Source organism: Deltaproteobacteria bacterium (assembly GCA_023382265.1).
Classification (GTDB): domain Bacteria; phylum JAMCPX01; class JAMCPX01; order JAMCPX01; family JAMCPX01; genus JAMCPX01.
This window is the reverse complement of sequence record JAMCPX010000057.1, coordinates 1-24,139: the sequence shown is the minus strand read 5'-3', so window position 1 is coordinate 24,139 and position 24,139 is coordinate 1. Positions and strand designations below refer to the sequence as shown.

General features: G+C 38.8%; 22 protein-coding genes, 1 tRNA gene, 1 rRNA gene and 1 other RNA gene. 5 read left to right on the top strand and 20 right to left on the bottom strand.

The window, feature by feature from the left end; all coding sequences use genetic code 11:
• The 3 genes from M1381_10700 to M1381_10690 form a co-directional block, all read left to right on the top strand.
• Positions 1–1,164 (top strand): FAD-dependent oxidoreductase (locus M1381_10700; protein ID MCL4479544.1); only part of this gene is annotated, 1,164 nt, incomplete at its 5' end.
• A 1-nt stretch (position 1,165) separates the two neighbouring features.
• Positions 1,166–1,597 carry an OsmC family protein gene (locus M1381_10695; protein ID MCL4479543.1) on the top strand — a complete coding sequence of 144 codons (432 nt, stop codon included), beginning with the start codon at positions 1,166–1,168 and terminating at the stop codon, positions 1,595–1,597.
• Positions 1,594–2,454 carry a hypothetical protein gene (locus M1381_10690; protein ID MCL4479542.1) on the top strand — a complete coding sequence of 287 codons (861 nt, stop codon included), beginning with the start codon at positions 1,594–1,596 and terminating at the stop codon, positions 2,452–2,454. Before M1381_10695 ends, M1381_10690 begins: the two co-directional genes overlap by 4 nt.
• Positions 2,455–2,505: 51 nt before the next feature.
• Here the strand turns inward: M1381_10690 and lolA are convergent, their stop codons facing one another.
• The 19 genes from lolA to ffs all read right to left on the bottom strand — a co-directional run bounded on the left by lolA (position 2,506) and on the right by ffs (position 20,733).
• Positions 2,506–3,180: an outer membrane lipoprotein chaperone LolA gene (lolA, locus tag M1381_10685; protein ID MCL4479541.1), complete on the bottom strand. Its 675-nt coding sequence runs from the start codon at positions 3,178–3,180 to the stop codon at positions 2,506–2,508.
• Positions 3,181–3,190: 10 nt separating this feature from the next.
• Complete coding sequence (locus tag M1381_10680; GenBank protein ID MCL4479540.1) at positions 3,191–5,350, bottom strand: DNA translocase FtsK 4TM domain-containing protein; 2,160 nt, start codon at positions 5,348–5,350, stop codon at positions 3,191–3,193.
• Positions 5,351–6,700 (bottom strand): RNA polymerase factor sigma-54, encoded by a 1,350-nt coding sequence (gene rpoN, locus M1381_10675; GenBank protein ID MCL4479539.1) that lies wholly within the window; start codon positions 6,698–6,700, stop codon positions 5,351–5,353. It lies immediately after the preceding gene.
• Positions 6,697–7,422 (bottom strand): LPS export ABC transporter ATP-binding protein, encoded by a 726-nt coding sequence (gene lptB, locus M1381_10670; GenBank protein MCL4479538.1) that lies wholly within the window; start codon positions 7,420–7,422, stop codon positions 6,697–6,699. The genes rpoN and lptB overlap by 4 nt, the downstream gene beginning before the upstream one ends.
• Complete coding sequence (locus M1381_10665) at positions 7,406–7,921, bottom strand: hypothetical protein (GenBank protein ID MCL4479537.1); 516 nt, start codon at positions 7,919–7,921, stop codon at positions 7,406–7,408. The genes lptB and M1381_10665 overlap by 17 nt, the downstream gene beginning before the upstream one ends.
• Positions 7,918–8,478 carry an LPS export ABC transporter periplasmic protein LptC gene (gene lptC / locus M1381_10660; protein MCL4479536.1) on the bottom strand — a complete coding sequence of 187 codons (561 nt, stop codon included), beginning with the start codon at positions 8,476–8,478 and terminating at the stop codon, positions 7,918–7,920. Before lptC ends, M1381_10665 begins: the two co-directional genes overlap by 4 nt.
• A gap of 47 nt (positions 8,479–8,525) precedes the next feature.
• A complete protein-coding gene (locus M1381_10655; protein ID MCL4479535.1) occupies positions 8,526–9,422 on the bottom strand; it encodes a hypothetical protein in 897 nt (298 codons plus the stop codon).
• Between the two features lie 2 nt (positions 9,423–9,424).
• Positions 9,425–9,934: an HAD-IIIA family hydrolase gene (locus M1381_10650; protein ID MCL4479534.1), complete on the bottom strand. Its 510-nt coding sequence runs from the start codon at positions 9,932–9,934 to the stop codon at positions 9,425–9,427.
• Between the two features lie 93 nt (positions 9,935–10,027).
• Positions 10,028–11,212 carry a chromate efflux transporter gene (gene chrA, locus M1381_10645; protein ID MCL4479533.1) on the bottom strand — a complete coding sequence of 395 codons (1,185 nt, stop codon included), beginning with the start codon at positions 11,210–11,212 and terminating at the stop codon, positions 10,028–10,030.
• A 1-nt stretch (position 11,213) separates the two neighbouring features.
• The gene (lptD, locus tag M1381_10640; protein ID MCL4479532.1) at positions 11,214–13,310 is read right to left on the bottom strand and encodes an LPS assembly protein LptD; all 2,097 of its coding nucleotides are present in this window, start codon (positions 13,308–13,310) and stop codon (positions 11,214–11,216) included.
• A 177-nt stretch (positions 13,311–13,487) separates the two neighbouring features.
• Positions 13,488–13,562: transfer RNA gene (locus tag M1381_10635), tRNA-Asn, on the bottom strand.
• A 67-nt stretch (positions 13,563–13,629) separates the two neighbouring features.
• A complete protein-coding gene (locus tag M1381_10630; GenBank protein MCL4479531.1) occupies positions 13,630–14,226 on the bottom strand; it encodes an ADP-ribosylation factor-like protein in 597 nt (198 codons plus the stop codon).
• Between the two features lie 23 nt (positions 14,227–14,249).
• Entirely contained in the window at positions 14,250–14,735 is a 486-nt protein-coding gene (locus tag M1381_10625) for a roadblock/LC7 domain-containing protein (protein MCL4479530.1), read from the bottom strand.
• A 62-nt stretch (positions 14,736–14,797) separates the two neighbouring features.
• Positions 14,798–17,011, bottom strand: a complete 2,214-nt coding sequence (locus tag M1381_10620) for a thiamine pyrophosphate-dependent enzyme (protein MCL4479529.1) — start codon at positions 17,009–17,011, stop codon at positions 14,798–14,800.
• Between the two features lie 85 nt (positions 17,012–17,096).
• Positions 17,097–18,110, bottom strand: coding sequence for a 2-oxoacid:acceptor oxidoreductase family protein (locus tag M1381_10615; protein MCL4479528.1), 1,014 nt, complete (start codon positions 18,108–18,110; stop codon positions 17,097–17,099).
• 14 nt (positions 18,111–18,124) lie between these two features.
• Positions 18,125–18,727 carry a recombination mediator RecR gene (gene recR / locus M1381_10610; GenBank protein MCL4479527.1) on the bottom strand — a complete coding sequence of 201 codons (603 nt, stop codon included), beginning with the start codon at positions 18,725–18,727 and terminating at the stop codon, positions 18,125–18,127.
• Entirely contained in the window at positions 18,724–19,035 is a 312-nt protein-coding gene (locus M1381_10605) for a YbaB/EbfC family nucleoid-associated protein (GenBank protein ID MCL4479526.1), read from the bottom strand. The genes recR and M1381_10605 overlap by 4 nt, the downstream gene beginning before the upstream one ends.
• Before the next feature lie 10 nt (positions 19,036–19,045).
• Positions 19,046–20,626: a DNA polymerase III subunit gamma/tau gene (gene dnaX, locus M1381_10600; GenBank protein ID MCL4479525.1), complete on the bottom strand. Its 1,581-nt coding sequence runs from the start codon at positions 20,624–20,626 to the stop codon at positions 19,046–19,048.
• A gap of 12 nt (positions 20,627–20,638) precedes the next feature.
• Positions 20,639–20,733: signal recognition particle sRNA small type (gene ffs / locus M1381_10595), an RNA gene on the bottom strand.
• Between the two features lie 279 nt (positions 20,734–21,012).
• On the opposite strand from ffs, the gene M1381_10590 reads away from it, so the two are divergent.
• Positions 21,013–21,507 carry a DUF134 domain-containing protein gene (locus M1381_10590; GenBank protein ID MCL4479524.1) on the top strand — a complete coding sequence of 165 codons (495 nt, stop codon included), beginning with the start codon at positions 21,013–21,015 and terminating at the stop codon, positions 21,505–21,507.
• A gap of 131 nt (positions 21,508–21,638) precedes the next feature.
• Here the strand turns inward: M1381_10590 and M1381_10585 are convergent, their stop codons facing one another.
• The gene (locus M1381_10585; GenBank protein ID MCL4479523.1) at positions 21,639–22,871 is read right to left on the bottom strand and encodes an MFS transporter; all 1,233 of its coding nucleotides are present in this window, start codon (positions 22,869–22,871) and stop codon (positions 21,639–21,641) included.
• Between the two features lie 347 nt (positions 22,872–23,218).
• Between M1381_10585 and M1381_10580 the strand changes: the two genes are divergently transcribed.
• Positions 23,219–24,139 (top strand): 16S ribosomal RNA (locus tag M1381_10580); the annotation flags it as partial.

Genomic DNA, 24,139 nt, shown 5'->3' with positions numbered 1-24,139 from the left:
TCAAAAGAAAAGTTTAAAACAGAACGAGAGATAGATGTATTTACAAAAATAGAAGTAGTTAATATTGATACAAAAGCAGGGATTGTTCATGCAACAGATCATAATGATAAGAAGGATCTATCGTTCCCTTATGATTATATTGCTATTACAACTGGAGCATCCCCGGTTAAGCCTCAAATACCGGGTATAGACAATCCCGGAATCTTTCAGCTTAGAACACTTGAGGATGGAATTGCGATTAAGGGTTATATAAAGTCAAGACCTGTAAAAAGAGTGGCAATAATAGGTGCTGGCTATATAGGCATGGAAATGGCAGAGGTTTTAAGGGCACTTAATATGGAGGTTATTATTATTGAGAAACTGCCTAACATACTAGGTACAATGGATGATGAAATAAATACTGTTGTAGAAAAAACCCTTGATGCAAATGGCATAAAACTTATGAAATCAACAGAAGTTAGATTATTTGAAAAAAAAGATAACGGAGGTATAAAAATAGAAACAACAAATGGAAACTTTGATGTTGATCTTGTTATTCTGTCAATAGGGATTAACCCAAATTCAAAGCTTGCAAAGGATGCTGGAATTGTTACAGGTGCTCACGATGCAATTCTTGTAAATGAAAGGATGGAAACAAATGTTCCGCATATTTATTCTGCGGGAGATTGTGCAACAGCAAAGCACATAATTCTTAAAAAAGATGTTTATATCCCTCTTGGAACAACTGCCAACAAGCAGGGGAAGATAGCCGGTGCAAATATATCCGGCGCTAATGAGACGTTTAAAGGTATTGTGGGTACTTCCGTTGTGAAGGTATTCGATCTTGAGGTAGCAAGGACAGGATTAACAGAGAAGGATGCAAAGGAAAACGGGTTCAATGCTGTTACAAATCTGATTACATCCAGAACAAGGGCTCACTACTATCCCGGCAGCAAACCCATAACAATAAAGCTTGTAGTTGAAAAGAAAAAGGGTAAACTACTTGGGGCAGAGATGGTTGGAGGCGAAGGCGTTTCAAAAAGGATAGACATTGTAGCTGCAGGTCTGTATGCAGGCATGACAGCGGACGAGCTTTCAAGGCTTGATCTGAGTTATGCCCCTCCGTTTTCACCCGTATGGGATCCATTGCTTGTAGCTGCAAGTGATATTTTAAAAAAGGTGTAATATGTCAAAAGCAGAGATCAAATGGGAAGAAGGAATGAAATTTACGGCAGTTTCAGACTCAGGTCATGCTGTAGTTCTGGATGCTGCAAAGGAAAGTAAAGGAACTGATGCAGGAGCAAGACCCATGGAGTTACTTCTAATGGGACTTGGGGGATGTACAGGTATGGATGTTGTATACATACTTAACAAGATGCGTAAGAAGGTAAAAAGCTTTAAAATAAACATTGATTCTGAACGAGCGGCGCAGCATCCAAAGGTATATACAAAAATAAATATTGAGTACATTATCGAGGGAGACATGGATGAAACAGATGTAGGAAAGGCCGTAGAATTATCCCAGAAAAGGTATTGCTCTGCAAGTGCAATGCTTGGTAAAGTAGCAGAACTCAATTACACATACAGGCTTATCAAAACAGGGAGCATTGTAAGTTGAAGCTTATAGCTTCTACTGTACTGTTTCTTGTAGTTATAAGTTTTTTTTGTATTCCTGTTTATTCAGATTCGTTAATATTATTCCCAAGTCCTAAGGCTGCTGCAATGGGTGATGCATTCGGTGCAGTTGCAAATGATGATAGTGCCATCATTATTAATCCGGCAGGCATGAATATGAAAACCAGGTACGGTGCCAATGCGGATTATCTTTATAACATGATGCAACCCGAGCATAGAGTGGATTTCTCTATCCTGGACAGTGTTACTTCGCCGGTCGGAGTTGGTATTGGTTATTATATGGATAGTTATAGGTTATCATCAGTTGATATTCACAGGAATACGTATATGGCGGCTATAGGTATGGGAGAGCCAGGTATTGTAAGCTTTGGAATGAATTACAGACAGGACATTTTTACAAGCGGTATTGAAGGAAGTTCTTATACCCTGGGATACGGTATTATTTTTTCACCGGATCTCCCTTTTTTACAGCTTTCTATAGCAGGGCTTAACCTTACAAGGATTCATGGTACTTCTCAATTTCTTCCGCCAAGGCTTATTGACGGTGGTATATCATTCTTGCTTAACGGCATATTTACGCTGTCATTCGATGCCGTAAAGGATCTTGATATCAGGACAAAGAATAATATGGATTATCATGCGGGCGGGGAAGTATTGATCGAAAATCAGATCGCAATCAGAGGCGGTTACATATGGCAAAATACTGCCAACAGTAAAAATTATTCTCTTGGTATTGGATGGGATATACCAAGGTTTTCATTGGATTACAGCTTCGTAGGAGATGTAGGGTCTGCAAAAAATAATACCCAGATCTTTGGATTAACAATTTATCCATTTTAGCCCGAAAGGTGCGTTTTAAAAAAACTGCGTTTCCGGATTAAAAGCTATTCATCATTGAAGCGAAGGACTATGAATGATCTCCACATCCTTTGGCGGAACGAAATCAAAAAGAGTGTCAGGCAATGCAATGTTTAATTCTATATTACTGAAATCTATTTCTGTTCTATTGTTAAATTTGTCTATAACAACGCTTTTTGATATTATATAATCCTTTTTATTAACAGCAAGCAATATCTTAGCAGGCGCGTCTGCGTACATTTTTTTTGGAACAAGCTGAAGTAAGTATTCATATTTTGTACCCGGCATATCTTTGCTATTCCCAAACTTTACATTAAAATCATTAAGCAGACTACCCATTCCTGTGAGGAAAGTTTGTGCAGGTTTGTATTTAAAAGCACTTTCAAAGTTGCCTATAATAACCTGTTTATCGGATGGCATATAAAACCATAGGGTCTTACCGTTACTTATTATAAACTGCTGTTTTGGTTTATTGTATTCCCATCTTATCTTGCCGTCTTTTTTCATATATACTATTCCCTGATCCTGCTGTGTTATATCAAGCGTTTTCATCTTTGCTGTTTGAATAAAATCTGCCTTCATAGTAGAGGTGCCGTCGTAAAGCCTTTGTACCTTCAATGCTACATCCTCTGCACTCATTCCTGCAAAAGCATTTGAAGACAAAATCATCAATGCAGTAATACCGGCTAACAGTTTTATTTTTCCCATCTATTCCTCCTTATCTCAGAACAACAATATTTTTATTTCCTCTGTCTCCCCGCTTGATGATACCATCCTTTTCCATTTGTTCAACCATTTTTGCTGCCCTGTTATATCCTACATTTAATCTTCTTTGAATAAGAGATATTGAAGCAGAACTGCTCTCTTTTATGATCTCTATTGCCTTTTCGTAAAGTTCATCGGACTTATCATCATTCAAAAAAACTTCATCCTCCTCGCTCTCTGTTATGGCTATCTCATAAGACGGTTTTCTCAATTTTTTAAGGTAATCTGTAACCTTTACCACTTCTGCGTCAGCTACATAAGCACCGTGAACCCTTATTATCTGAGACTCACCTGGAGGTATAAAAAGCATATCACCTGCGCCCAAAAGCTCTTCAGCACCCGATTGATCGAGTATAATTCTTGAATCTGTTTTTTGAGGCACTTTAAGTCCTATGCGCGACGGAAAGTTGGATTTGATTGTTCCTGTTATAACATCTACAGACGGTCTCTGGGTTGCAAGTATTAGATGAATACCAGCCGCTCTTGCCTTCTGAGAAAGCCTTATGATGTACTCTTCTACTTCTTTTGGGGCCGTAAACATCAGATCTGACAGCTCATCTATAATAATAACGACCCTCGGCATTTCTTTTAACTCTTCGTCTTTTATCTTTTTGGAATGAATGAACTGATTATACATGTTAAGATTTTTTGCACCGATCTTGCTGAGAAGTGCATATCTCCTATCCATCTCAAAGGTTGCCCATTTCAAGACTTGAGTTGCTTTTTTAGGCTCTGTTATTACCTCATGCATAAGGTGCGGGATATCGTTGTAGGCTGAGAATTCAAGCATCTTTGGATCGACGAGTATAAGCTTTAACTCATCCGGCGTAGCCTTAAATAGAAAGCTCATTATAACCGCACTCATGGTAACACTTTTACCCGAGTTGGTTGAACCTCCGATCAAGAGATGAGGCATCTTTGCAAGATCTGTTATAATGGGTTCGCCTGTTGTATCAACTCCGAGTCCAATTGTAACCACAGATGAGCTGTCAAGAAACTTCCTTGAAGACAGGACTTCCTTAAGATAAACGATCCTTCTGTTTTGATTGGGAACCTCTATGCCTACCGCAGATTTACCCGTTAGGTGTGCCTGTACTCTTATTCCCGGGACCTTCATTGCAAGCGCAAGGTCATCGGACAGGTTCATAATCTGGCTTATTTTTACACCTATTGCGGGTTCAAATTCATACATTGTTATAACGGGTCCAGGTTTTATAGCTATAACCTTTCCATTAACATTGAAATCCGCAAGTTTCTTTTCAAGAGTTCTCGCATTGAATTGAAGCACAGCAGTATCATATTCTATATCCTGTACGTCATAACTATCCAGTAACTTCAATGAAGGGAGTTTAAACTCTTTTGCGGCGATGTCCTTAAAAAGCTCTTCCTGTACCGGCTCTGAAGCCTTTTCTTCCGGCTGGTGAACAAGTTCCTTTTTTTTAGGAGCTTGAATAACAATACCATGATCTTTTTCTATTATTTCTTGCTTTTCTTTTCTTCTGCTAACCTTTCCTTTCCATACGATAAACTTTACACCCAGGTCATTGAAAAGTTTAGCTGCCCGCTTAAAGAATATGAATAGGCTTCTCAAAATCAATATAAATAATCCTGTTACAGATTTCCGTACGAGCATGCTGAGTGAAATGAGAACGAGTGAAACAGCTATTATGGTAGTTCCAATCTTTCCGAGATAGGATTGTAAAATATGGTTTATATTGTATCCCAATAATCCTCCGCTGCTCCTCGGGGTTGCCTTACTTATGGATGAAATAGTCATAGCCAATGATACTATTAGGAGTACAAAGCCGGAAATATACATCCATCTTTTTTTAAATCTATCGCTCATTACAATTCCAAAGAATAAAATCATGCCCATAAAACCGACAAGATAGGCAGAAAGGCCCAGGGACATAAGCAGTAAATCGGCTATATTTGCTCCAAAGGAGCCTATCATATTATGATACACAGTAACGCGCGATTCATTTAATATTGTTGCATCGTTTGGATCGTACGAAAAAACACTCAGCAGTACAATAATAGAAATGCTGAAAACAGCGATTCCGATTATGTCTTTTACAAGTTTGCCCTCAACATGATTATCAGACTTTTTCATCTATAATACTTTAACCCTCCGCATATGAACAGGCCGTATGTTCATAAGCTCCCTATATTTTGCAACTGTCCTGCGCGCAATTGATATACCCTCAACCTTCAAAAACCTTACAATATCTGTATCAGACAATGGAGAAGTGTTATTCTCTTTTCCGATTATTTCTTTTATCTTCTGCTTAACGAGTTTGGTGGATAACAATTCCCCGGATTCTGTTTTTAATGAGGTGGTAAAGAAGTATTTAAGTTCATAAATTCCCCATTGAGTCTGAACATATTTTCCATTTGTAACCCTTCCAACAGTAGTCTCATGTACGTTTATGTCATTTGCAATATCCTTTAGCACCATCGGCTGTAAGTATTTATCCCCATACTCAAAAAAAGACTCCTGCCTCATGACGATCGCCCTTACAACTCTTTTTATTGTATTTTTCCTTTGCTCAACCGCCTTGATAAGCCACTTTGCTCCGTATAATTTTTCTTTTATAAATTTTTTTGCCGTATCATTATTTCCAATCTCATCGAGTACTTTTCTGGCATAGTAATCCATATATCTAAGCCCGGGCATGCCATCTTCTATAAGCTCAACAACAAAAGCATCTTTATTTTTATAGACAACAACATCCGGTATGATATAATTTTCCTCAGTTTCTGAATGATACAGGCTGCCTGGTTTTGGATTTAGCCTTAATATCGCATTAGCAGCAGCCATAACAATTTCCACATTAACTCCGATAGCTTTGGATATACTATGATAAGCTTTTCTCTCAAGATTGTTCAGATGATTCAATACGATATCTTTTATAATAGGATTCTCAATACCAAGATGGCTCAACTGGATGAGAAGGCACTCTTTGAGATCCCTTGCTCCAACACCACTGGGATCAAAACCCTGGATTTTTTTTAGAACCTCTTCTACCTGTTCTATCCCTGCTCCTGTAAATTTGCTGATTTCATCTACAGTTGATTCAAGATAACCGTCATCATTTATATTGCCTATCAGTATTTCTCCGATTTGAAACTCTTGATCAGTAGAGATCGTTAATTCGAGCTGCCATAAAAGGTAATCATGAAATCCCATATCTCTATGTGCCGTGTTCTCTATCGGGTCCTCTCCTCTTTCTTTTAAAGTGGTATGATTGGCATCACTGTGCGTTATCCTTTCCTCAATATCCTGGGATAACTCGATTTGTTCTATAGGTTCTTCTTCTAAAAAGGGATTTAGTTCTAACTCTGTTTTTAACTCCTGTTCGAGCTCTAATCTGTTTAGCTGTAAAAGCCTTAAAGCTTGAATTAACTGTGGCGTTAACTCGAGCTGTTGTCTTAAGTTTACTTCCTGTCTTATGTCTATCATAGTTTGAAATCCTCACCAAGATAAATACGCTTTGCATTCTCGCTGTTCGCAATCTGTTTGGGATCTCCCTGCTCTATGATCCTGCCATTATTTATAATATAAGCCATATCACATGCATTGAGAGTATCCCTTACATTATGATCGGATATTATTATGCCGATGCCTTTTTCTTTTAATGAAAATATGATTCCCCGGAGTTCGTTGACTGCTATTGGGTCTATGCCTGCAAACGGCTCATCGAGAAGCATAAAGATTGGAGCTGTAGCAAGTGCTCTGGAGATCTCAACACGTCTCCTTTCTCCGCCCGACAATGAATATCCTTTGGATCTTCTTATATGAAGGATATTCATATTTTTCATTATTTCCTCTGTTTTTTCCTCTATCAAGTCCGGGTTGTATTCCATAGTCTCAAAAACCACTTTTATGTTATCCTCCACAGACAGCTTTCTGAATATAGAAGGTTCCTGGGGCAGATAGGTGATTCCCTTTCTAGCTCTTATATACATTTGATTATATGTTATATCCTCATTATTAAGCATGATTTTACCCTTGTCGGGTTTGTACACACCAACTATCATATAAAATGTTGTTGATTTACCTGCCCCATTAGGCCCAAGTAAACCAACAATATTACCACTATTCACTGAAAAGTTAACATCAGAGACAACGGTTTTTTTCCCAAATGATTTTTTAAGTCCAATTATTTCAAGGAGTTGATCCATGAATAATACCTTTGGGGACAGAGTTATAAAGGGCTTTTGCACCTTCTACAAAAATTTTGTTAGTCCCTATATATAAAATAATCTTTGTACCTTCAATAATATTGTTGCCCTCCCATACCCTTGGAGAACCTGTGAGCGTAATTAGTTTATTAAGATTATCATAAACTGCTTGTTTACTTGTTGCTATCATATCATTTCTTGTAATTTTAACATCATTTTCTGCAACAATCCTGGTTATATTTTTATTTTTTGCATCATAATAAGCCGTTAGGATATCACAGTATAGAATAACATCAGCTTGTTTTGCAATGACGTCACCTTTAAATATTACAATGTGTGATTTTAAATTTGCCTCAAGCTGGCTTGATGTTATATCTATAGGCTTTAAAGGTTCCCCAGATTTTTTTACTTCATTAATAATGCTATCCGCCATCGTGGCGCTAATGTTTATAAGCAGCAGTATTGTTATCAAGAAAATCTTGATTAGATTTTTTATCATTTTAAGCTCATATTGTATATGTTTGCCTTTATATTGCCTTCCATAAGGAGCTTACCCGTATTTAAATTAATATTTGCCTTATCTGCATGGAGTATAAACGCTTTACTCGATATTGTTACAGGTTCATACGCAACGATAATCCTTTTATTGATAAAATAATCCACATAATTGCATTTTAAATCGTATCCACTGTCTAATCTTGCAAAGATATTATCTTTTAGCGTTAATGTCTTGTTTTTATCATAATAGTATCCTTTATCTGCAGAAGCAGTAAAGCTCTCACCTTTTGACGTAAGACCTGATATCCGGGGATTAATAATGATTCCCTTATGCTCATTATTAAAATATTCAGCCTCAACAGCTTCCCCGTTGTAGCTAACGGTGTTTTCCTTAATTTCTGTAAACACAGGGTCTACAATCTCAATTGTTGGCCTTTGCACCTCTGTACGGCTGCTTAAATCCGCCGCCTGCTTAACAGAACCATTTGTACAGGAGATCCCTGTAGTAAGCATTGCCATGATATATACATCTATTATAAAGTATACTAATCTTATCATAAAACATTTTTTTAACATATCATTTATAAATCTTCATCTTTTCTATTTTATACAGGCTTTTTAGCCCACCTTGAATGCATCCATACCCAATCGGATGGATGATTGCGTATGTGCTGTTCAATAAGTACAGTCATTTCCTGGGTTAAGCCAATTACGTCCTTCTCGTAATCGGATGTTCTTTTATAAGTTATCGGGCCGTGTATTGTTATGATATGCCTGTTCTTACCGGTTCTTGTAATAAAGCCTGCTATTACATCAGAGCCTGCCTTAATTGCAATGTCAGAAGCGCCTCTTGGTGTAAACGCCATATCACCAAAAAACTTAACATACACACCCTGCACATCGGTATCTTGATCTATGAGCATGCCGAGAAGACTATTTGATCTTAATGCCTTAAGTATAGCCTTTGATGAACCCTGTTCACCTCTTATTATTGGTTGAACTCCATGGTTTTTTCTCAGATTATTAAGTATATCATCTATTCTATGATCGTAAAGTCTCTTTGCAACAACATACACTTTGTAACCTTTTTTAGCGAAATAAACAGGCATGAGTTCCCAATTGCCTATGTGGCCTGTTATCCATATAATGCCTGCGCCCTTTTTTATTGATTGTTCCAGCACATCCATATTCTTTACCGTTATATATTCATCTATATGTCTGGCTATTGTTTCAATTTTTACAAGTTCCATTATACTGATACCAAGCCCCTGAAAGGTCTCTCTTATCTGCATAGCTGCCCATTTATGATCCATCTCAGGGAAAGCCTTTAAGATATTTTTAATGCTCTTTTTTCTTTCATAAGGAAGAACGTAATAAGCCAGCAAACCGAGCCTTGCCCCAAGCCATACGGCAATAGCGTAAGGCAAAAGATTAAATAAGCTAATAAGGGCTTTAGTCCCGTAATAAATAATAGCTCTAAGTGCTCGTTGTTTTAATTTCATTTTCAACCAAGAGGCTCGCCTTTTGCCTGCATTATTAATTCAACTACCTCTCTTACCGCGCCACAGCCGCCGTTTTTTTTTGTTATATACAGAGAGACTTTTTTAACTGGTTTGGCAGCGTTTTTAACAGCAATAGGTACACCTACAATCCTAAGCACTGGCAAGTCAGGGATGTCGTCACCTATATAAGCTATGTCGTTATCACTTAGTTTATACTTTTTTTTAATCTCTTTGTAAGGAATAATCTTGTCCTCGGAATTTTGATACAATGTATCAATGCCGAGATCTTTTGCCCTTGTTTCTACGATAGAAGATTTTTTAGCAGTAATGATTCCGAGCTTGATCCCGGATTTTTTTAATCTTACAAGCCCGTACCCATCTTTAACGTCAAACATCTTTAGCTCTATACCGCTGTTATTGTAAATAAGCTTACCGTCTGTAAGCACACCGTCTACATCAAGCAGCAGCATCTTTATATGCCCTAACTTGTTTTTTAAAGTTATTTTACGCATGATTGGATTCTATACCAATAATTCACAAATTGCCAACTATCGCGTAAAAACTTGACCTCACCTAATCCCCGGCACGGTCTTTAGTCTCCCGCACTACAGCACAATTATGGAGATTGCTACTCCGATGATTAAAACAATAATCGGATTTATTTTTGTGTAAATAAACAGTATAAGTGCAACCAGTGCAAATAAAGCTGTTTTGTAATCCGTGATTGACGTCTTTGATATCTGTGCCACTACAAGTATTAAAAGTCCTATGAATGTCGATAGAATCCCTTTCAATGCGTATGTTACCATTTTATTGTCTTTGTATTCCAAAAACGGTTTTGCAACAATAGCTACAAGCATGGTTGAAGGTAAAAATATGGATAATGTAGCAGTTATCGCTCCAACAATTCCGGCAACCTTGTATCCTATAAAAGTTGCCATAACAGCTACAGGTCCCGGTGTAATCTGGCTCAACACAATACCGTCTGAAAACTGCTTTATCGTAAGCCAGTGATAGTTATTTACGACCTCCTTTGAAATAAACGGCAGCATTGTATATCCATTCCCAAAGGTTAGAAGTCCAATTTTAAAAAGGATGGTATTCATTATAGCGATATCTGGATAGACAAAATAGAATGTCATATTTACCATAATCAAGAATAACATAAACAGGATAACCCATAAGTTATCTTTCAAAAGATTGTTAAAATCAGCCCTATGCGGTAATGCGATTCGTTTTCCTTTAATAGAAATATCAGCTTTATATATGCCGTAAAGTATTGCCAATATTATACCCATAATCAATATCAGGACAATATTAAGATTGAGAATAAGCAGCAAAAGACCAATACCCGAGATGATTAAATAAACCGGGTTTTTTACACCCTCATTATAGATATCGATTATAACCTTAATGATAAGCGCTATCATAATTGCGGAAAGCCCCTTTAATACGTGCTGTACAACCCCGATCTCTCCGTACCTTAGATACAAATAGGTTAAAATGATCATCAGCAGGAATGAGGGGAAAATAAAGATTAGCATGGCAACGAAAGCGCCCTTTGTTTTTCTAAGTAAGAATCCTATATAAGAAACAAAATCGATAAACACGGCGCCCGGCATTACCTGGGCGAGTGCGATACCATCCATTATGTCTTTTTCAGTTATAAGTTTGAGCTTCTTAATGAAACTGTTTCTTGCAAGCGTATAAACCATTGGTCCGTATGAAAATCCGATATAGAAAAAGTATTTCCACAACGCATCCCATGATTTTATAATACGTTTAAGCATATTAACCGCCTATTGTCCCGAGTCCTTTCAGCGTAAAGAAAACGCTTATTGTACTAAGGCTTGGAGTTAAAGGTCTCTGGATGTATGAAGCATCTAAACTCCAGCAATTGCATGGTGTGCTTAATTTTATACCATACACAGCCTGAATCAATGACCTCTGGTAAAATGAATAGTTTGCGCCGCCGTACAACGTTAAATAATGTGTTAAAACAAAATTAAGGTATGCACTAATAGCGCTTGTTGAACTGCGAAAGTAAGAATAGTTTAAAGATGCACTATCACCCCTTTTGTCGTTTGCAGTCTCGTAAATCGATGTCTCTGTCATACTAAGAGTAGATGGATCAACCAGCATACTGATGTTTGTGTTTAAAAAATCAGGTGGCTGAATTACAAGATCAAAGTTAATCGGCAAAAAGGGTCTTCTCTTATCGGTCGGTCCTGTTAGCGGTCTCACCGCTTCAATAAAATCATAACCCGAAGATATATCAAACTTCCCTACAACAGGATACGATACCATGTTCTCAAAAGGCATTGTTTTCCCAATAAAGCTGTTTAATATGCCGAAATTAAGTGTTCTTGATTCATTTGGGCTGTTTTCTATTTGATCAAATGCAAATTGTTCATCGTTTGTTAGAGTGTGTTTTGCATTTATACTTACAAATGGAGATATGATGTGTTTAACACCTTTTAGCCTCCCAAGTTTTATATCATACACATTTGAAAGTTTTGTTGATAACTCTGCGGATAGATCGGTATTTATTATCTTTCCAGGATGATATATGCCATATATGCCAGCATTATAGAAGTAAGCATTAAACAATGCTTCAGAATTAAAATAAAGATAATCCCCGATTGTAAACGGCATGTATATACCCGGTACAATGCCGAGTCTCTGGCCCTTTGGCAGGGCAGGATCACTTCTTATAAAATTTTCTACATTTGTATTGAATTCCGCATACAAAGGGAGCTTGCTTGCTATGTGAACAGGGAAATATGTAATAGAGCCAAAGGGCAGCTGCTGTAATGTGGCATCATTGTTGGCTGCCCACATATTTTCAAGATATATAAGAGATGCCATTACATCTGCATCAGCGAAATTCCTTTGAAGTGTAAATTTTGATTCTTCGTACTCTACAGACGATTGTTGAAGAAGCGAAGAGAAATCGTTAAGGTACGTCCGATCACTATAATAATTTAGTAAGCCTTTAGAAAAGATCCCGAATAATAAGTCCTGATAGTACGACCCGCTTACGTAAAACCTGTCCCTTTGATATGGAAGAAAAAGTTCTTTAAAATATCTTGCATCAAACACCCCGCTGTCATTTGTTGTTAATGCGTATCTGAATTGTGCGCTGGCCCCAAGGCCCCTGTTAGTCATTGCATCAAAAGAGAATGTGGCATCCTTATTCTGCGATATTGCCCAGAAATATGGTATGGAAAGTATAAGACCGTTTAAGCCTGAATAAGAAATGGTAGGCATAAGAAACCCGGACGCTCTTGATGTTTTCACAGGTATCGTCATATATGGTGTATAAATAATGGGTATATTGTTTGCCTTAAAAAAGGCATCTTTTATCGTTGCGTATCCTCCTATAGTTGCGTCAATATGTTTTGCGCTTATACTCCACGATGGTTTATTATTACTGCATTTACATGTAGTAAGGGATCCCTCCTCTATAATAAGCCTTTTGCCAGCAACCTTTTTTATCACCTTGCCTGTTATTGTGTATTCTCCATTTTCAATTGTGATATAGCCGTTTTTTATAATACCCAATTGCGTTGATAGGTTTACATCAATTGAATCCGCTTTAATATAATCCTTACCGATTTGCCATTGCACATTACCTTCTGCTTTGGTTTGATACGTTTTTGAGTTATATATAATATGCTGGGCCGACAGAGACGAATCAGCCCTCTCTATTTTTACGTTGCCTGCTGCATCAATAACGCCTGTTTTATCATTATAAAGAATTTTATCCGCATTAAGTTTTATTATACCTTTATTTGTTAAGAGTGAAGATAGATCGAAAGCCCGCGTGCTTGACGCAAAAAAAAGGCATAATAAAAATATAGCCATTGAATAATACTTTCTATGCATATTCAGCAATTAGCATATACTGCATGGTTGATTCAATATATATAGAATAAAACTTTTCATTAATGGCTGCGGCGGATATGAGGCAGAAAGAGGGGGAAGGGCGGTTGGTAACAGCGGAGGTTAAGGAATTGATTAAAAAAATTATTTAATCAGACTAATTACTCCGCATCAAAATAATGGCTCCTCGGGCAGGGCTCGAACCTGCAACCCTTCGGTTAACAGCCGAATGCTCTACCATTGAGCTACCGAGGAATAAGATATAATATGATGCAACTAAAATTAATGATTTGCAAGTTTTTTTAATAAATTTAAAATTATACTATTTTACAGCGGTGCCTCTTTTAAGCTCCATAAGCACAAGCTTTGAAACCGCTTTAAGTGTTTCAAACACACCTATACCTTTTACCGCAACTGCCTCAAACTCCGGAGCCTCTTTTTCATTGAGCAACTTTCTCAGCTCTTCCATATCTGAACAATTGGGAAGGTCTCTTTTATTATACTGAACGATAAGAGGGATCTTCTCAAAGTCATATCCATTTTCCTTTAGATTAACCTTGAGGTTTTCAACGCTCTCTATATTTGCGTCCATTCTTTCTACTTGAGAATCCGCTACAAACACAACCCCATCAACACCTCTGAGGATAAGCTTTCTGCTTGCGTCATAGAAAACCTGTCCCGGTACAGTGTAAAGCTGGAACCTTGTTTTGAATCCTCTTATCTCACCGAGTGCAAGCGGTAAAAAATCAAAGAACAATGTTCTTTCTGTTTCTGTAGCAAGGGAGATGAGCTTACCCTTGGTATCGGGGCTCATCTTGTCGTAAATATACTGGAGGTTGGTTGTTTTACCACCTAATCCAGGCCCGTAATAAACTATTTTACAGTTAATCTCCCTTGACGAATAATTTATAAAAGACATCTTTCCATATCCCCTATTCCATATTAATCTTTAAATAAATTTTCTATATCCTCATCCGTAATCTCTGAGAACGGAGTACCTGCCTGAGGTTCCTTTTCAACCTTTTTCAGAAGATTATTAAATATGTTGTTTAATTCATCCCCAGATTTTTTTACCCTCAATCTGACAAGCCCGAGCGATGATCTATGATCAAATATCACAACAAGTATTACCCTCTGTCCTATGATAGATATATGTATGTTGTCCTTCTCACCCTCATGGAACAATATCGAGAATTCTTTCTCACCTATCAGCTTTGCTAATCCGCCTGTTGCAGCTATGTTGCCTGCTGTTAAAGATGCGAGAGATGTTGTATCTATGTTTTGTGTCTCTCCATAAGTTGCAATCAACTGTCCATTTTTATCGACCAGGAATACGATCTTTGCATTAGCTTCCTTGGCAAGCTTTTCCAGCACCTTATTGATCTGGATAAACTCTTCTTCATACATTATAAATGATGGGCTTGCCATATATCATCTCCTTTAGTTTTAAATCTTATAATGTGATTTTAAATAAAAAATCAACAGTTATCTTACAGATATGGGCTTTCATGCATGGCTTTAAGCCTTTTCCATCTCCTATCAACCTCTTTTTGGAATGCTTCAACAACGTCCTGGTTCTCCGGTTTTGTAAGGTGCCGTGTTTTACCCATAAGCTTAAGCCATTCAAGAACATGGACCTTTTTACCCTTTGCCTCCGGGTCATAAGTAATTGTTGTTTTGCCGTGATCCACATCATACAGTGGAAAAAAGCATGAATCAACTGCTTTAGATATAATGTCCGTACCTATCTGTTCATCGCTTCTCCATGATAGTGGACATAAAGAAAGTGCTTTTACATATACAAAACCTTCTTTTGCATATTCCTGTGCTTTTTTTGCTTTCTGGATCATATCTTTGTAATTACTCTCTGCAACTGTTGCAACATAAGGTATATGACATGCAGCCATGATCTGTGCAGTGTCCTTGTGGTGTGTTTTCTTACCCTTTTGTTTGGGTCCGGCATGTGAAGTTGAGGTGTCATGACCTATGGGTGTTGAGAATGAGAGTTGATCCCCTGTGTTCATATAGCCTTCGTTATCGTACTCTAAAAGAATGAGTTTGTTACCCCTTAATGCGGTACCAATTGCAGGACCCATCCCTATATCCATACCTCCATCCCCTGAAACCATTAAAAAGGTTATTTCTTTATCCTGTGGAATTTCGCCTCTTTTTATCCTTTCCTCTAACATCTCGCTAACTCCAGCCAACGTTGGTGCGCCGCTCTGAAAAAGGTTGTGTATAAATGTGATCCTGTGGGAGCTGTATGGATAACCCGATGTTACAACCTCACCGCAGCCTGTATGGAACAAAACAACAACATCTCCTTCAAGACCTTTAAAAAATATATTAAGGTTAGAGAAAATCCCGCAGCCTGGACACGCCCCATGACCCGGGACAACGCGTCTTGGTATCATAGACAATCCCTGAGCTGTGATGCCTTTTACATTTATTACCCTGCCTGTAGACTGATCCTTTTCAGCCATAACCTGGCCTGTTACTTCAATCTTATTTACAGCAGGCATGGCTGTCTCCATTGTATAGTCCTCTTTACCAGGATTTGCCCCATGATACTCATAACGTTTTACACTGTTTTTGTTTTCTCCTGCACGGATGGTCTCTTTTAGCAGAATCTCTGCATCTTCTGTAGAAAACTCTTTACCCCCAAGCCCATATATCCTTGATATAACAGTTGTTTTATTCTCAGTATCGTCCTTGAGTGTCGCCTTCACCTCAAGCGTCATATTCCCACCCCATGCGCCATAGCTGTCCGCTCTATCCGCAACACAAAGTGCTTTCACATGTTTTAAAAGAGACACGAGCTCATTATATGGAAATGGCCTTATAACACTTGGAGATAACACACCAACCTTTTTACCCTGTTTTCTCAATTTATCAACCGCGTCTTTTGCAGTATCAAATGATGAGTTAATCAGAAACAGGGCATAGTCCGCGTCTTCCATCATGTACGTCTCAACCAATGGATATGATCTACCGCTAATCTCTCCATACTCTGCAAAAACCTCCGGCAAGTGTCTGTACGCGGCCTCCATTGCAAGGGAAAGTTGTTTTTTGTTGTTTATAAGATCGGGATCATTCATGTAGGCACCAAATGTCATCGGATGTTCCGGATCGACAGCCGTATAGAGCGGTTTATATTCGCCGAGGAAATCCAATACATGTTTTTTGTCTGCAAAGTATTTAACCCTTCTTTTCTGATGGCTTGTGAAAAACCCGTCATAAGCAACGATCACAGGAAGCCTTACATCCTCAAGTTCGCCCAGTTTTACTGCTATGATGTTCATATCATAAACAACCTGCGGTGATTTCGCAAGCAGGATGATCCATCCTGTATTGAGCGCCATATATAGATCACTGTGATCTCCGCGGATATCAAGAGGACCCGACACTGCTCTTGTTACAAGGTTCAGTAACATAGGAAATCTTGTTCCGGATTGTACCGGGTATTGCTCAATGGAAAAGAGAAATCCATTTGCCGATGTCGCATTAAAAACCCTTCCTCCAGCGAGTGTTGCCCCGTAGCATATGCCTGCTGCACCGTGCTCTCCGTCACCTGGTATCATTCTTATATCGTGTTCACCGTACGCCTTCATCTCATCAAGATTTTCTGCTATTTCTGTTGATGGTGTTATGGGATAGAATCCCATTATATGGAAGTTTATGTGTTTTGCTGATATTGCTGCCATCTCATTGCCGCTATGCAACCCTTGAACCTGCGGTAATGGTTCTTTTTGTAGTTTTTTTGCTGTTATTTCTTCCATCATTCCTCCATTATTTCAAAACAAATTCAGTATGTTTGATTGTTAATTTCTCTACATTGTATTCGGACTCAAGTTCTTTATGCAATGCATCAAACTTGCAGATTTGAACGCATTTCATACATCCCTTACAAAACTGATAGTCTATACCGAGCAGAATCTGTTTTTGCCTGCCGTGCTTATCAACACCCTTTTCCCAGACAAAACAATAATCGGGACAGGTGATCTCGCATTCCCCGCAATTTGTACATTTTTCCTGTATAAACAGAGGCATGTAACCCGTTCTTGATGCGCTGAGATCCTTATTTATGCTATTACCCGGATTGAGTATCACACCCCCGATAGGCGCATTTTTATAACCAAGCAAAGAAACTTCTTTTCTAAAGGGCACATACTCGTAAAGCCCGTCAGGCTTAAAGGTCTTCATAGTCAGCTCGTTATAACCTCTTTCGAATGCCTTTAGGTTTGCATCAATGATATTGGGATACTTCTTTTTGAATGTGTCCGTGATTGCCCCTTTAAGTGCATCCTTATCTATAAAATTTGATGCCTTTACTATTGCTCCAAGCATTGGCGTATTGATTTTTACCCTTTCTTCGATAGAGATCTTTAAGGCATCTATACATGCAACAGTGCCGCCGTATAATTTTAACATCTCCCTCATAGTGTCGGGAGATTTTCCGGTATTTACAATTACCGTAGTGCTCTCTTTAACACCCTGAGTGAGAGGTGTTGATGTTATAAGTCTTTCGTGAAAGACAACAAGCAGATGCGGCTCTTCGACAGGGCCGTTTGATCTGATCTCTAAATCCGGTTCAGAAAATTTTACAAACGCCTTGACCGGTGTCCCTTTTTTTTCAGAACCATAGCTTGCAAAATTAACGCCGTTGAGTCCCATACCGAGTACACCGGCTTCGGCAAGGAGCTTTCCTGCAAGATTGGCGCCTAATCCGCCTATACTTTCCACCCTGATCTCATAGAGACCGGCTTCATTTACAATGGGTAACTTATTTTTTATCGTTGACATCCCGTCACCTCTCCCTATATTTCTATTCTGTTTTCTATTGCTTTTATTATTGTATATTGATCCATATACTCAAGCGATGAACCCATGGGTATGCCGCTTGCCAGCCTTGTAACCTTTATATTAAACGGTTTTATCATCCTTTGAAGGTACATGGCTGTAGCCTCTCCTTCCGTACCTGAGCTTAGAGCAATAATTACTTCTTTAATGTCTTCTTTTGAAAACCTTTGCATGAGTTCCGCTATTCTTAATTGCTCGGGGCCAATATTGTTTAAAAGGTCTATAACCCCGTGTATAACATGATACCTGCTTTTAAAAATACCTGCCTTTTCTATTGTATAAAGATCGGATGGTTTTTCTACAACACAAATAACAGCGTTATTCCTGTTGGGGTTTGCACATATATCGCACCGCTCTTTACTTGTAAAATTAAAACAGATTGGGCACAGCCTTAACTCATCACTTACCCTTTTTATTGAATCAGAGATCTCATCTCTTTCATCTTTTTGCATACCCAAAATATGGTATGCAAATCTTATGGCTGTTTTTTCTCCAACGCCGGGTAACTTTTTTAATTGAGTTACAAGTATCGTTACCGGGTTATCATCGATCTCTGTCATAGAGGGAAACCCGGAATGTTTATTCCCCCGGAAACCTGTTTAAATGCTTCTGTTGATAATTCTTTTGCCCGGTTGAGTGCTTCATTTGCTGCAGCAAGAATCATATCCTCGAGCATCTGTTTATCCCCAAGAGAGAATGCTTCTGGATCTATAGTTATTTTTGTGATCTCACTTTTCCCATTCGCTTTTACAGTGACCATTGCCCCGCCGCTTGATGCCTCAACTTCTTTTGTGGCGAGTTCTTCTGTAATTTTACTCAACTGATCTTGCATTTTTTTTGCCTGTTTTAACAGTGTATCTATATTCATATTTGCCCCTTTATGTTTTTTTTATGATCTTGGCTCCAAGTACATCCAGCAGGGTATGAAGCTTTGGATCCCTTTCTTCCAATTCTTCCAAGTTTTTGCTTGCTGCTTCATGTCTTTGCTGAATTTTTAGCTCCATCTCATAATTAATGCCAAAATAATTTTTTATCATACTTTTTATAAATTCTCCATTCTTTTCTTTGCTGAACAGAGCGGTATCTTCTTGTTTATAAGTTATACAGATTTTGCGGTCTTTTTCAATGTCAATTTTTGAACCCTTAAGAGCTACAGCAATTGAACCGTTCACCTGATATATTTGCTGGATAAAGCCTTCAGTTGTTTTTTCGTTATTACTGGAATGTTCCTCTTCATGATTCTCTTTAACATAAGTGATGACGTTATCCTGATTCGACTCATTATTTGCGGGTTTAGTCATGAAGGCGTTTGATGTATCTTTTACATTATTCTTCAGCTTTTTCAGATCAGAGAGTATCTGATCGATAGGGAAAATGGGTTTTAGTGAGGCAGCCTTTATCAGTACAACCTCGAGTGCCATACCTGGTTGAGTTGACCGTGATATTAGTTCTATACTTTTTGCAACGGTATTCATAAGATTTATGATATCTTCTGCTGTAAATGCATTACTCAATTTTTTTAATGTTATTATTTCTGCCTCTGGAAGTTCTACAAGGTCACCGAGCGATTGGGTTAAAAGGTAGGCATCTCTCAATACAGCCAGAAGTTCTTCTGTAAACCTTTTTGGATCATAGCCCCTTGCATCTACTTCCCTTGCTACGATAGTTGCTTCGGCAATATCGTGAGATGACAAAGCATTTACTGCCTTTATAAGCACGTCCCTTTCTAATATGCCTAACGCTTTGTATATTTCATCGTGTGTTATATTTTTGCCGCTGTACGCTATAGCCTGTTCAAGCAAGCTTTGTGCATCCCTGAGACTGCCCTGCGAGTATCTGGCTATAATGTCTCTCGATTCATCGTCTATCATTATGCCTTCTTGTACTGTTATAGTATTCAGACTCTGAAGGATCATTGAGGAACGAAGTTTTCTAAAGTCAAATCTCTGGCACCTTGACTGGACGGTTAAAGGCACTTTGTGGGGTTCTGTTGTTGCAAAAATAAAAACAACATGATCCGGCGGTTCTTCGAGCGTTTTCAGCAATGCGTTAAATGCACCCTGAGAAAGCATGTGAACCTCATCTATGATGTAGATCTTATATCTATCTCTCGAGGGAGAGTACTGAACATTATTTTTTATCTCCCGTATGTTATCCACGCCTGTGTTTGAAGCGCCGTCTATCTCATATACATCCATGCTTCTGCTCTCATCTATCTCGATACAACTTGGGCATGCATTGCACGGCGCAGATGTCGGACCTTTTTCGCAGTTTAATGATTTGGCAAGCAGCCTTGCTACAGTTGTCTTACCCACGCCGCGCGGCCCTGTAAATAGGTAAGCATGTCCTACCCGCGCATCCCTGATTGCATTGGATAGTGTCCTCGTGACATGAGATTGACCTATCAATTCTTCAAATGTTTTTGGTCTATATCGTCTTGATAATACTCTGTAAGCCATAATTTCTTTTAAGATAGCCAGGTTTACTGTGACTTAAACAGTCTTGTTACCGTTGCTTCCTTCCAGACCTGGCGGATTCACAACTTATCTAAACACAGGACCCGACTATCTGCTTATGATCTTTATCATAACAAACTATTCGTCAATAGTTTTGTATTATATGCATGTAAAGATGCATTTTATACAATGTCATCTTTTATTAAGATAGCTATAAAAGTTAAAAAAACAATGGGAGGCATGGTGTGGTTAGATGCTGAAACGGTTCAGCATGACTTTTACTCGTTTTGCTTTTTATCATGCAGTCTGTATCATCGTGCCTGTTCAAAGTTTCCGAAGGCGGTTGACATGTTATAAGCGTATGTTTATAATCAGAACGAGGTGATTTAATGCCAAGACCAATGTGTTGTAGAAGGGTAGGGTTTTTGCCAAACAGCCGGTATTTTAAACCGGTGGATATACCGATACGTGTGCTGCAAGAGATCATTCTTAGCATAGATGAGCTCGAAGCAGTACGGCTCGCCGATTACGAAGGTCTTTATCAGGAACAGGCAGCAAAAAAAATGCACGTATCCAGGCCTACCTTTGGCAGGATCATAGAGTCAGCACATAGGAAAATAGCAGACGCATTAATAAAAGGTAAGGCATTAAAAATCGAGGGAGGTAATATTGAAATGCATGAATTTAAAGGTCCTCATGATGGCATGGGTGCCGGTAGATTTTGTATTTGCCCCAAATGCAGCGAAAGGATACGGCACAAGGCTGGTACACCATGCAAAGAAGAAAGATGTCCAAAATGCGGTGCAATGATGATGAGGGAAGGTTCCCCATGTCACGGAAAGTTATTGAAGAAAGAAGAGACGGATAAAAGCATAAATGTATAGTTACGGTAATATTCTTACCCCGCCTGTAAAAGGTAGAAGTTGAGTCTTCAGAACGGTGTTTCCCGTATCGGAGAAAACGCTGGTTATTTAACCTTTATTGTTGAATAACTGGCTAAAAAGGTTTAGATCTATCATATTAACATACCGTTCACCTTTTTGGGTTTAAGGAATCTTATTAAATAATAGATAGAAGGTGCCAAGCCCAATAACCCACCAATAAAGATAGAGACCCGTACTCCTAAAGTATCCGCGATACCGCCAATGAATAGATTACCGATAGGTGTAACGCCCATAAATACAAGAGAGTATACGCTCATCGCCCTGCCCTTTAGTTCGTCAGGCGTGTTGAGTTGTATTGTTGTGTTTGAAAGTGCGGTAAAAATAATTGTTCCGAATCCTATTAAGAGCAGAACTATTATGGCAGGATACATGCCAGTTACAAATGCTATCACCATCTGGAATGCAGATAAAATAATTGCACCGATTATAAGAAAAAGTGGATTAGGATTATGGCTGCTTCTAAAAGCTACTATTATAGCTCCTATCAGAGAACCTACACCAAGTGATGACATGAAAAAACCAAAAATCTCAGGATTGTTATGAAAAATGAATTTTGAGTATATGGGAACAACCACATTAAAGTTGATTGCAAATAATGATACAATCGCCATTAGAACTATGACATTTAAAACTACTGCGTTGGTTTTTATATAATTAAGCCCTTCTTTAACACCCTCGATTACATTTTTTGTGATAGACTTACCGGGCAAGCCGTCTATATCTATCATAAGCAATCCTATTATAACCGGTAAAAAGCTTATACCGTTAAGCAAAAATGTTGTTGCAATACCTACCTTTGCTATGAGCAAACCAGCTATAGCAGGCCCTATAAGCCGGGCTAAATTAAAGGTTGTGGAATTCAGTGCAATAGCGTTCATAAGCTCATCTCTGCCTACAAGGTTGATCATAAATGCCTGTCTGGCCGGCACATCAAGGCTTGTTGCTAAACCAAGCAGCGACGCTAATACCAGAACATGCCAGTAATTTACAATACCTGTAGCTGTTAGAATCCAGATAACAAATGCAAGTATTGCCATCACAGTTTGTGTTAGAATTATAAGGCGCCGTTTCGGGAATCTATCAACTATGCTGCCAGCAAATATGGATAAAAACAGTATAGGCATGTATTGTGCTGCACCTATTACACCAAGGAGAAAAGGCGAATTTGTAAGTTTTAATATAAGCCATGCCTGTCCCATATTCTGCATCCATGTTCCTATAAGTGATACTGCCTGACCGATCCAGAATAATCTGAAATTTCTATGTTTTAAAGAAATAAATGTTTTTCTCAAGATATTTAGCATAAGTTGCAAGCTGCAAGATTAAGATAATTGTACAAATGAGTAAAGAGATTTTAACATCTAACGGCCAGCTGCAAATGTGTGAACGTGGTTTACTTTTCAAGGTTTGCTTATAGTGTATTCATAAGCAGGGAAAACGATTCACATAACGTCCCAGAGCTGATTGCCGGGGTAATAAGCATGCAATATCTCAACAGGATGTTGAGCTTAAATAATAAAAGCAAAAATAAGCTTGACATGAGTTTTGAAGTGTGAATATTATACTAATCCCCGATAGAATCGGGTTTGTTCTTTGATAATTTAATAGTGGATAGTTATATTCCTTTGAAATTGAACATTTAGATTCATTTACCATTAAGAGTTTGATCCTGGCTCAGGACTAACGCTGGTGGTGTGCATAACACATGCAAGTCGTGCGAGAAACTCTGAGCAATCAGAGAAGTAAAGCGGCGCGCGGGTGAGTAATGCATGGGTAATCTACCTTTAGAATCGGGATAACTAATCGAAAGGTTAACTAATACCGAATATCCTGTTTAATTGAGATATTAAACAAGAAAGGAGGCCTCTGTTTACAAGCTTTCATCTGAAGATGAGCCCATGTCCGATCAGCTTGTTGGTGAGGTAACGGCTCACCAAGGCTAAGACCGGTAGCTGGTCTGGAAGGACGATCAGCCACACTGGAACTTAAACACGGTCCAGACTCCTACGGGAGGCAGCAGTGAGGAATTTTGGGCAATGGGCGAAAGCCTGACCCAGCGACACCACGTGAGCGATGAAGGCCTTCGGGTTGTAAAGCTCTGTCGAGCGGGAAGATGGTGTTATTCTCTAATACAGAATAATATTGACTGTACCGCTAAAGGAAGCATCGGCCAACTACGTGCCAGCAGCCGCGGTAAAACGTAGGATGCAAGCGTTGTCCGGAAGTATTGGGCGTAAAGCGCGCGTAGGCGGCTTGGTAAGTTCAGTGTGAAATCCCTTGACTTAAACAAGGAACTGCACTGAATACTGTCAAGCTAGAGTATGGGAGAGGAAGGCGGAATTCCCGGTGTAGAGGTGAAATTCGTAGATATCGGGAGGAACATCATTGGCGAAGGCGGCCTTCTGGAACAATACTGACGCTGAGGCGCAAAAGCGTGGGGAGCAAACAGGATTAGATACCCTGGTAGTCCACGCCCTAAACGATGGTCACTAGGTGTCCCGGCTTTTGCTGGGGTGCCGCAGTTAACACATTAAGTGACCCGCCTGGGGAGTACGGCCGCAAGGCTAAAACT

Excerpts from the sequence above, each read along its gene's own strand:
- M1381_10695 (MCL4479543.1), top strand. The coding sequence starts at position 1,166 with ATGTCAAAAGCAGAGATCAAATGGGAAGAAGGAATGAAATTTACGGCA.
- lolA (MCL4479541.1), bottom strand. The coding sequence starts at position 3,180 with ATGGGAAAAATAAAACTGTTAGCCGGTATTACTGCATTGATGATTTTG.
- M1381_10680 (MCL4479540.1), bottom strand. The coding sequence starts at position 5,350 with ATGAAAAAGTCTGATAATCATGTTGAGGGCAAACTTGTAAAAGACATA.
- rpoN (MCL4479539.1), bottom strand. The coding sequence starts at position 6,700 with ATGATAGACATAAGACAGGAAGTAAACTTAAGACAACAGCTCGAGTTA.
- lptB (MCL4479538.1), bottom strand. The coding sequence starts at position 7,422 with ATGGATCAACTCCTTGAAATAATTGGACTTAAAAAATCATTTGGGAAA.
- M1381_10665 (MCL4479537.1), bottom strand. The coding sequence starts at position 7,921 with ATGATAAAAAATCTAATCAAGATTTTCTTGATAACAATACTGCTGCTT.
- lptC (MCL4479536.1), bottom strand. The coding sequence starts at position 8,478 with ATGATAAGATTAGTATACTTTATAATAGATGTATATATCATGGCAATG.
- M1381_10655 (MCL4479535.1), bottom strand. The coding sequence starts at position 9,422 with ATGAAATTAAAACAACGAGCACTTAGAGCTATTATTTATTACGGGACT.
- M1381_10650 (MCL4479534.1), bottom strand. The coding sequence starts at position 9,934 with ATGCGTAAAATAACTTTAAAAAACAAGTTAGGGCATATAAAGATGCTG.
- chrA (MCL4479533.1), bottom strand. The coding sequence starts at position 11,212 with ATGCTTAAACGTATTATAAAATCATGGGATGCGTTGTGGAAATACTTT.
- lptD (MCL4479532.1), bottom strand. The coding sequence starts at position 13,310 with ATGCATAGAAAGTATTATTCAATGGCTATATTTTTATTATGCCTTTTT.
- M1381_10630 (MCL4479531.1), bottom strand. The coding sequence starts at position 14,226 with ATGTCTTTTATAAATTATTCGTCAAGGGAGATTAACTGTAAAATAGTT.
- M1381_10625 (MCL4479530.1), bottom strand. The coding sequence starts at position 14,735 with ATGGCAAGCCCATCATTTATAATGTATGAAGAAGAGTTTATCCAGATC.
- M1381_10620 (MCL4479529.1), bottom strand. The coding sequence starts at position 17,011 with ATGGCAGCAATATCAGCAAAACACATAAACTTCCATATAATGGGATTC.
- M1381_10615 (MCL4479528.1), bottom strand. The coding sequence starts at position 18,110 with ATGTCAACGATAAAAAATAAGTTACCCATTGTAAATGAAGCCGGTCTC.
- recR (MCL4479527.1), bottom strand. The coding sequence starts at position 18,727 with ATGACAGAGATCGATGATAACCCGGTAACGATACTTGTAACTCAATTA.
- M1381_10605 (MCL4479526.1), bottom strand. The coding sequence starts at position 19,035 with ATGAATATAGATACACTGTTAAAACAGGCAAAAAAAATGCAAGATCAG.
- dnaX (MCL4479525.1), bottom strand. The coding sequence starts at position 20,626 with ATGGCTTACAGAGTATTATCAAGACGATATAGACCAAAAACATTTGAA.
- M1381_10590 (MCL4479524.1), top strand. The coding sequence starts at position 21,013 with ATGCCAAGACCAATGTGTTGTAGAAGGGTAGGGTTTTTGCCAAACAGC.
- M1381_10585 (MCL4479523.1), bottom strand. The coding sequence starts at position 22,871 with ATGCTAAATATCTTGAGAAAAACATTTATTTCTTTAAAACATAGAAAT.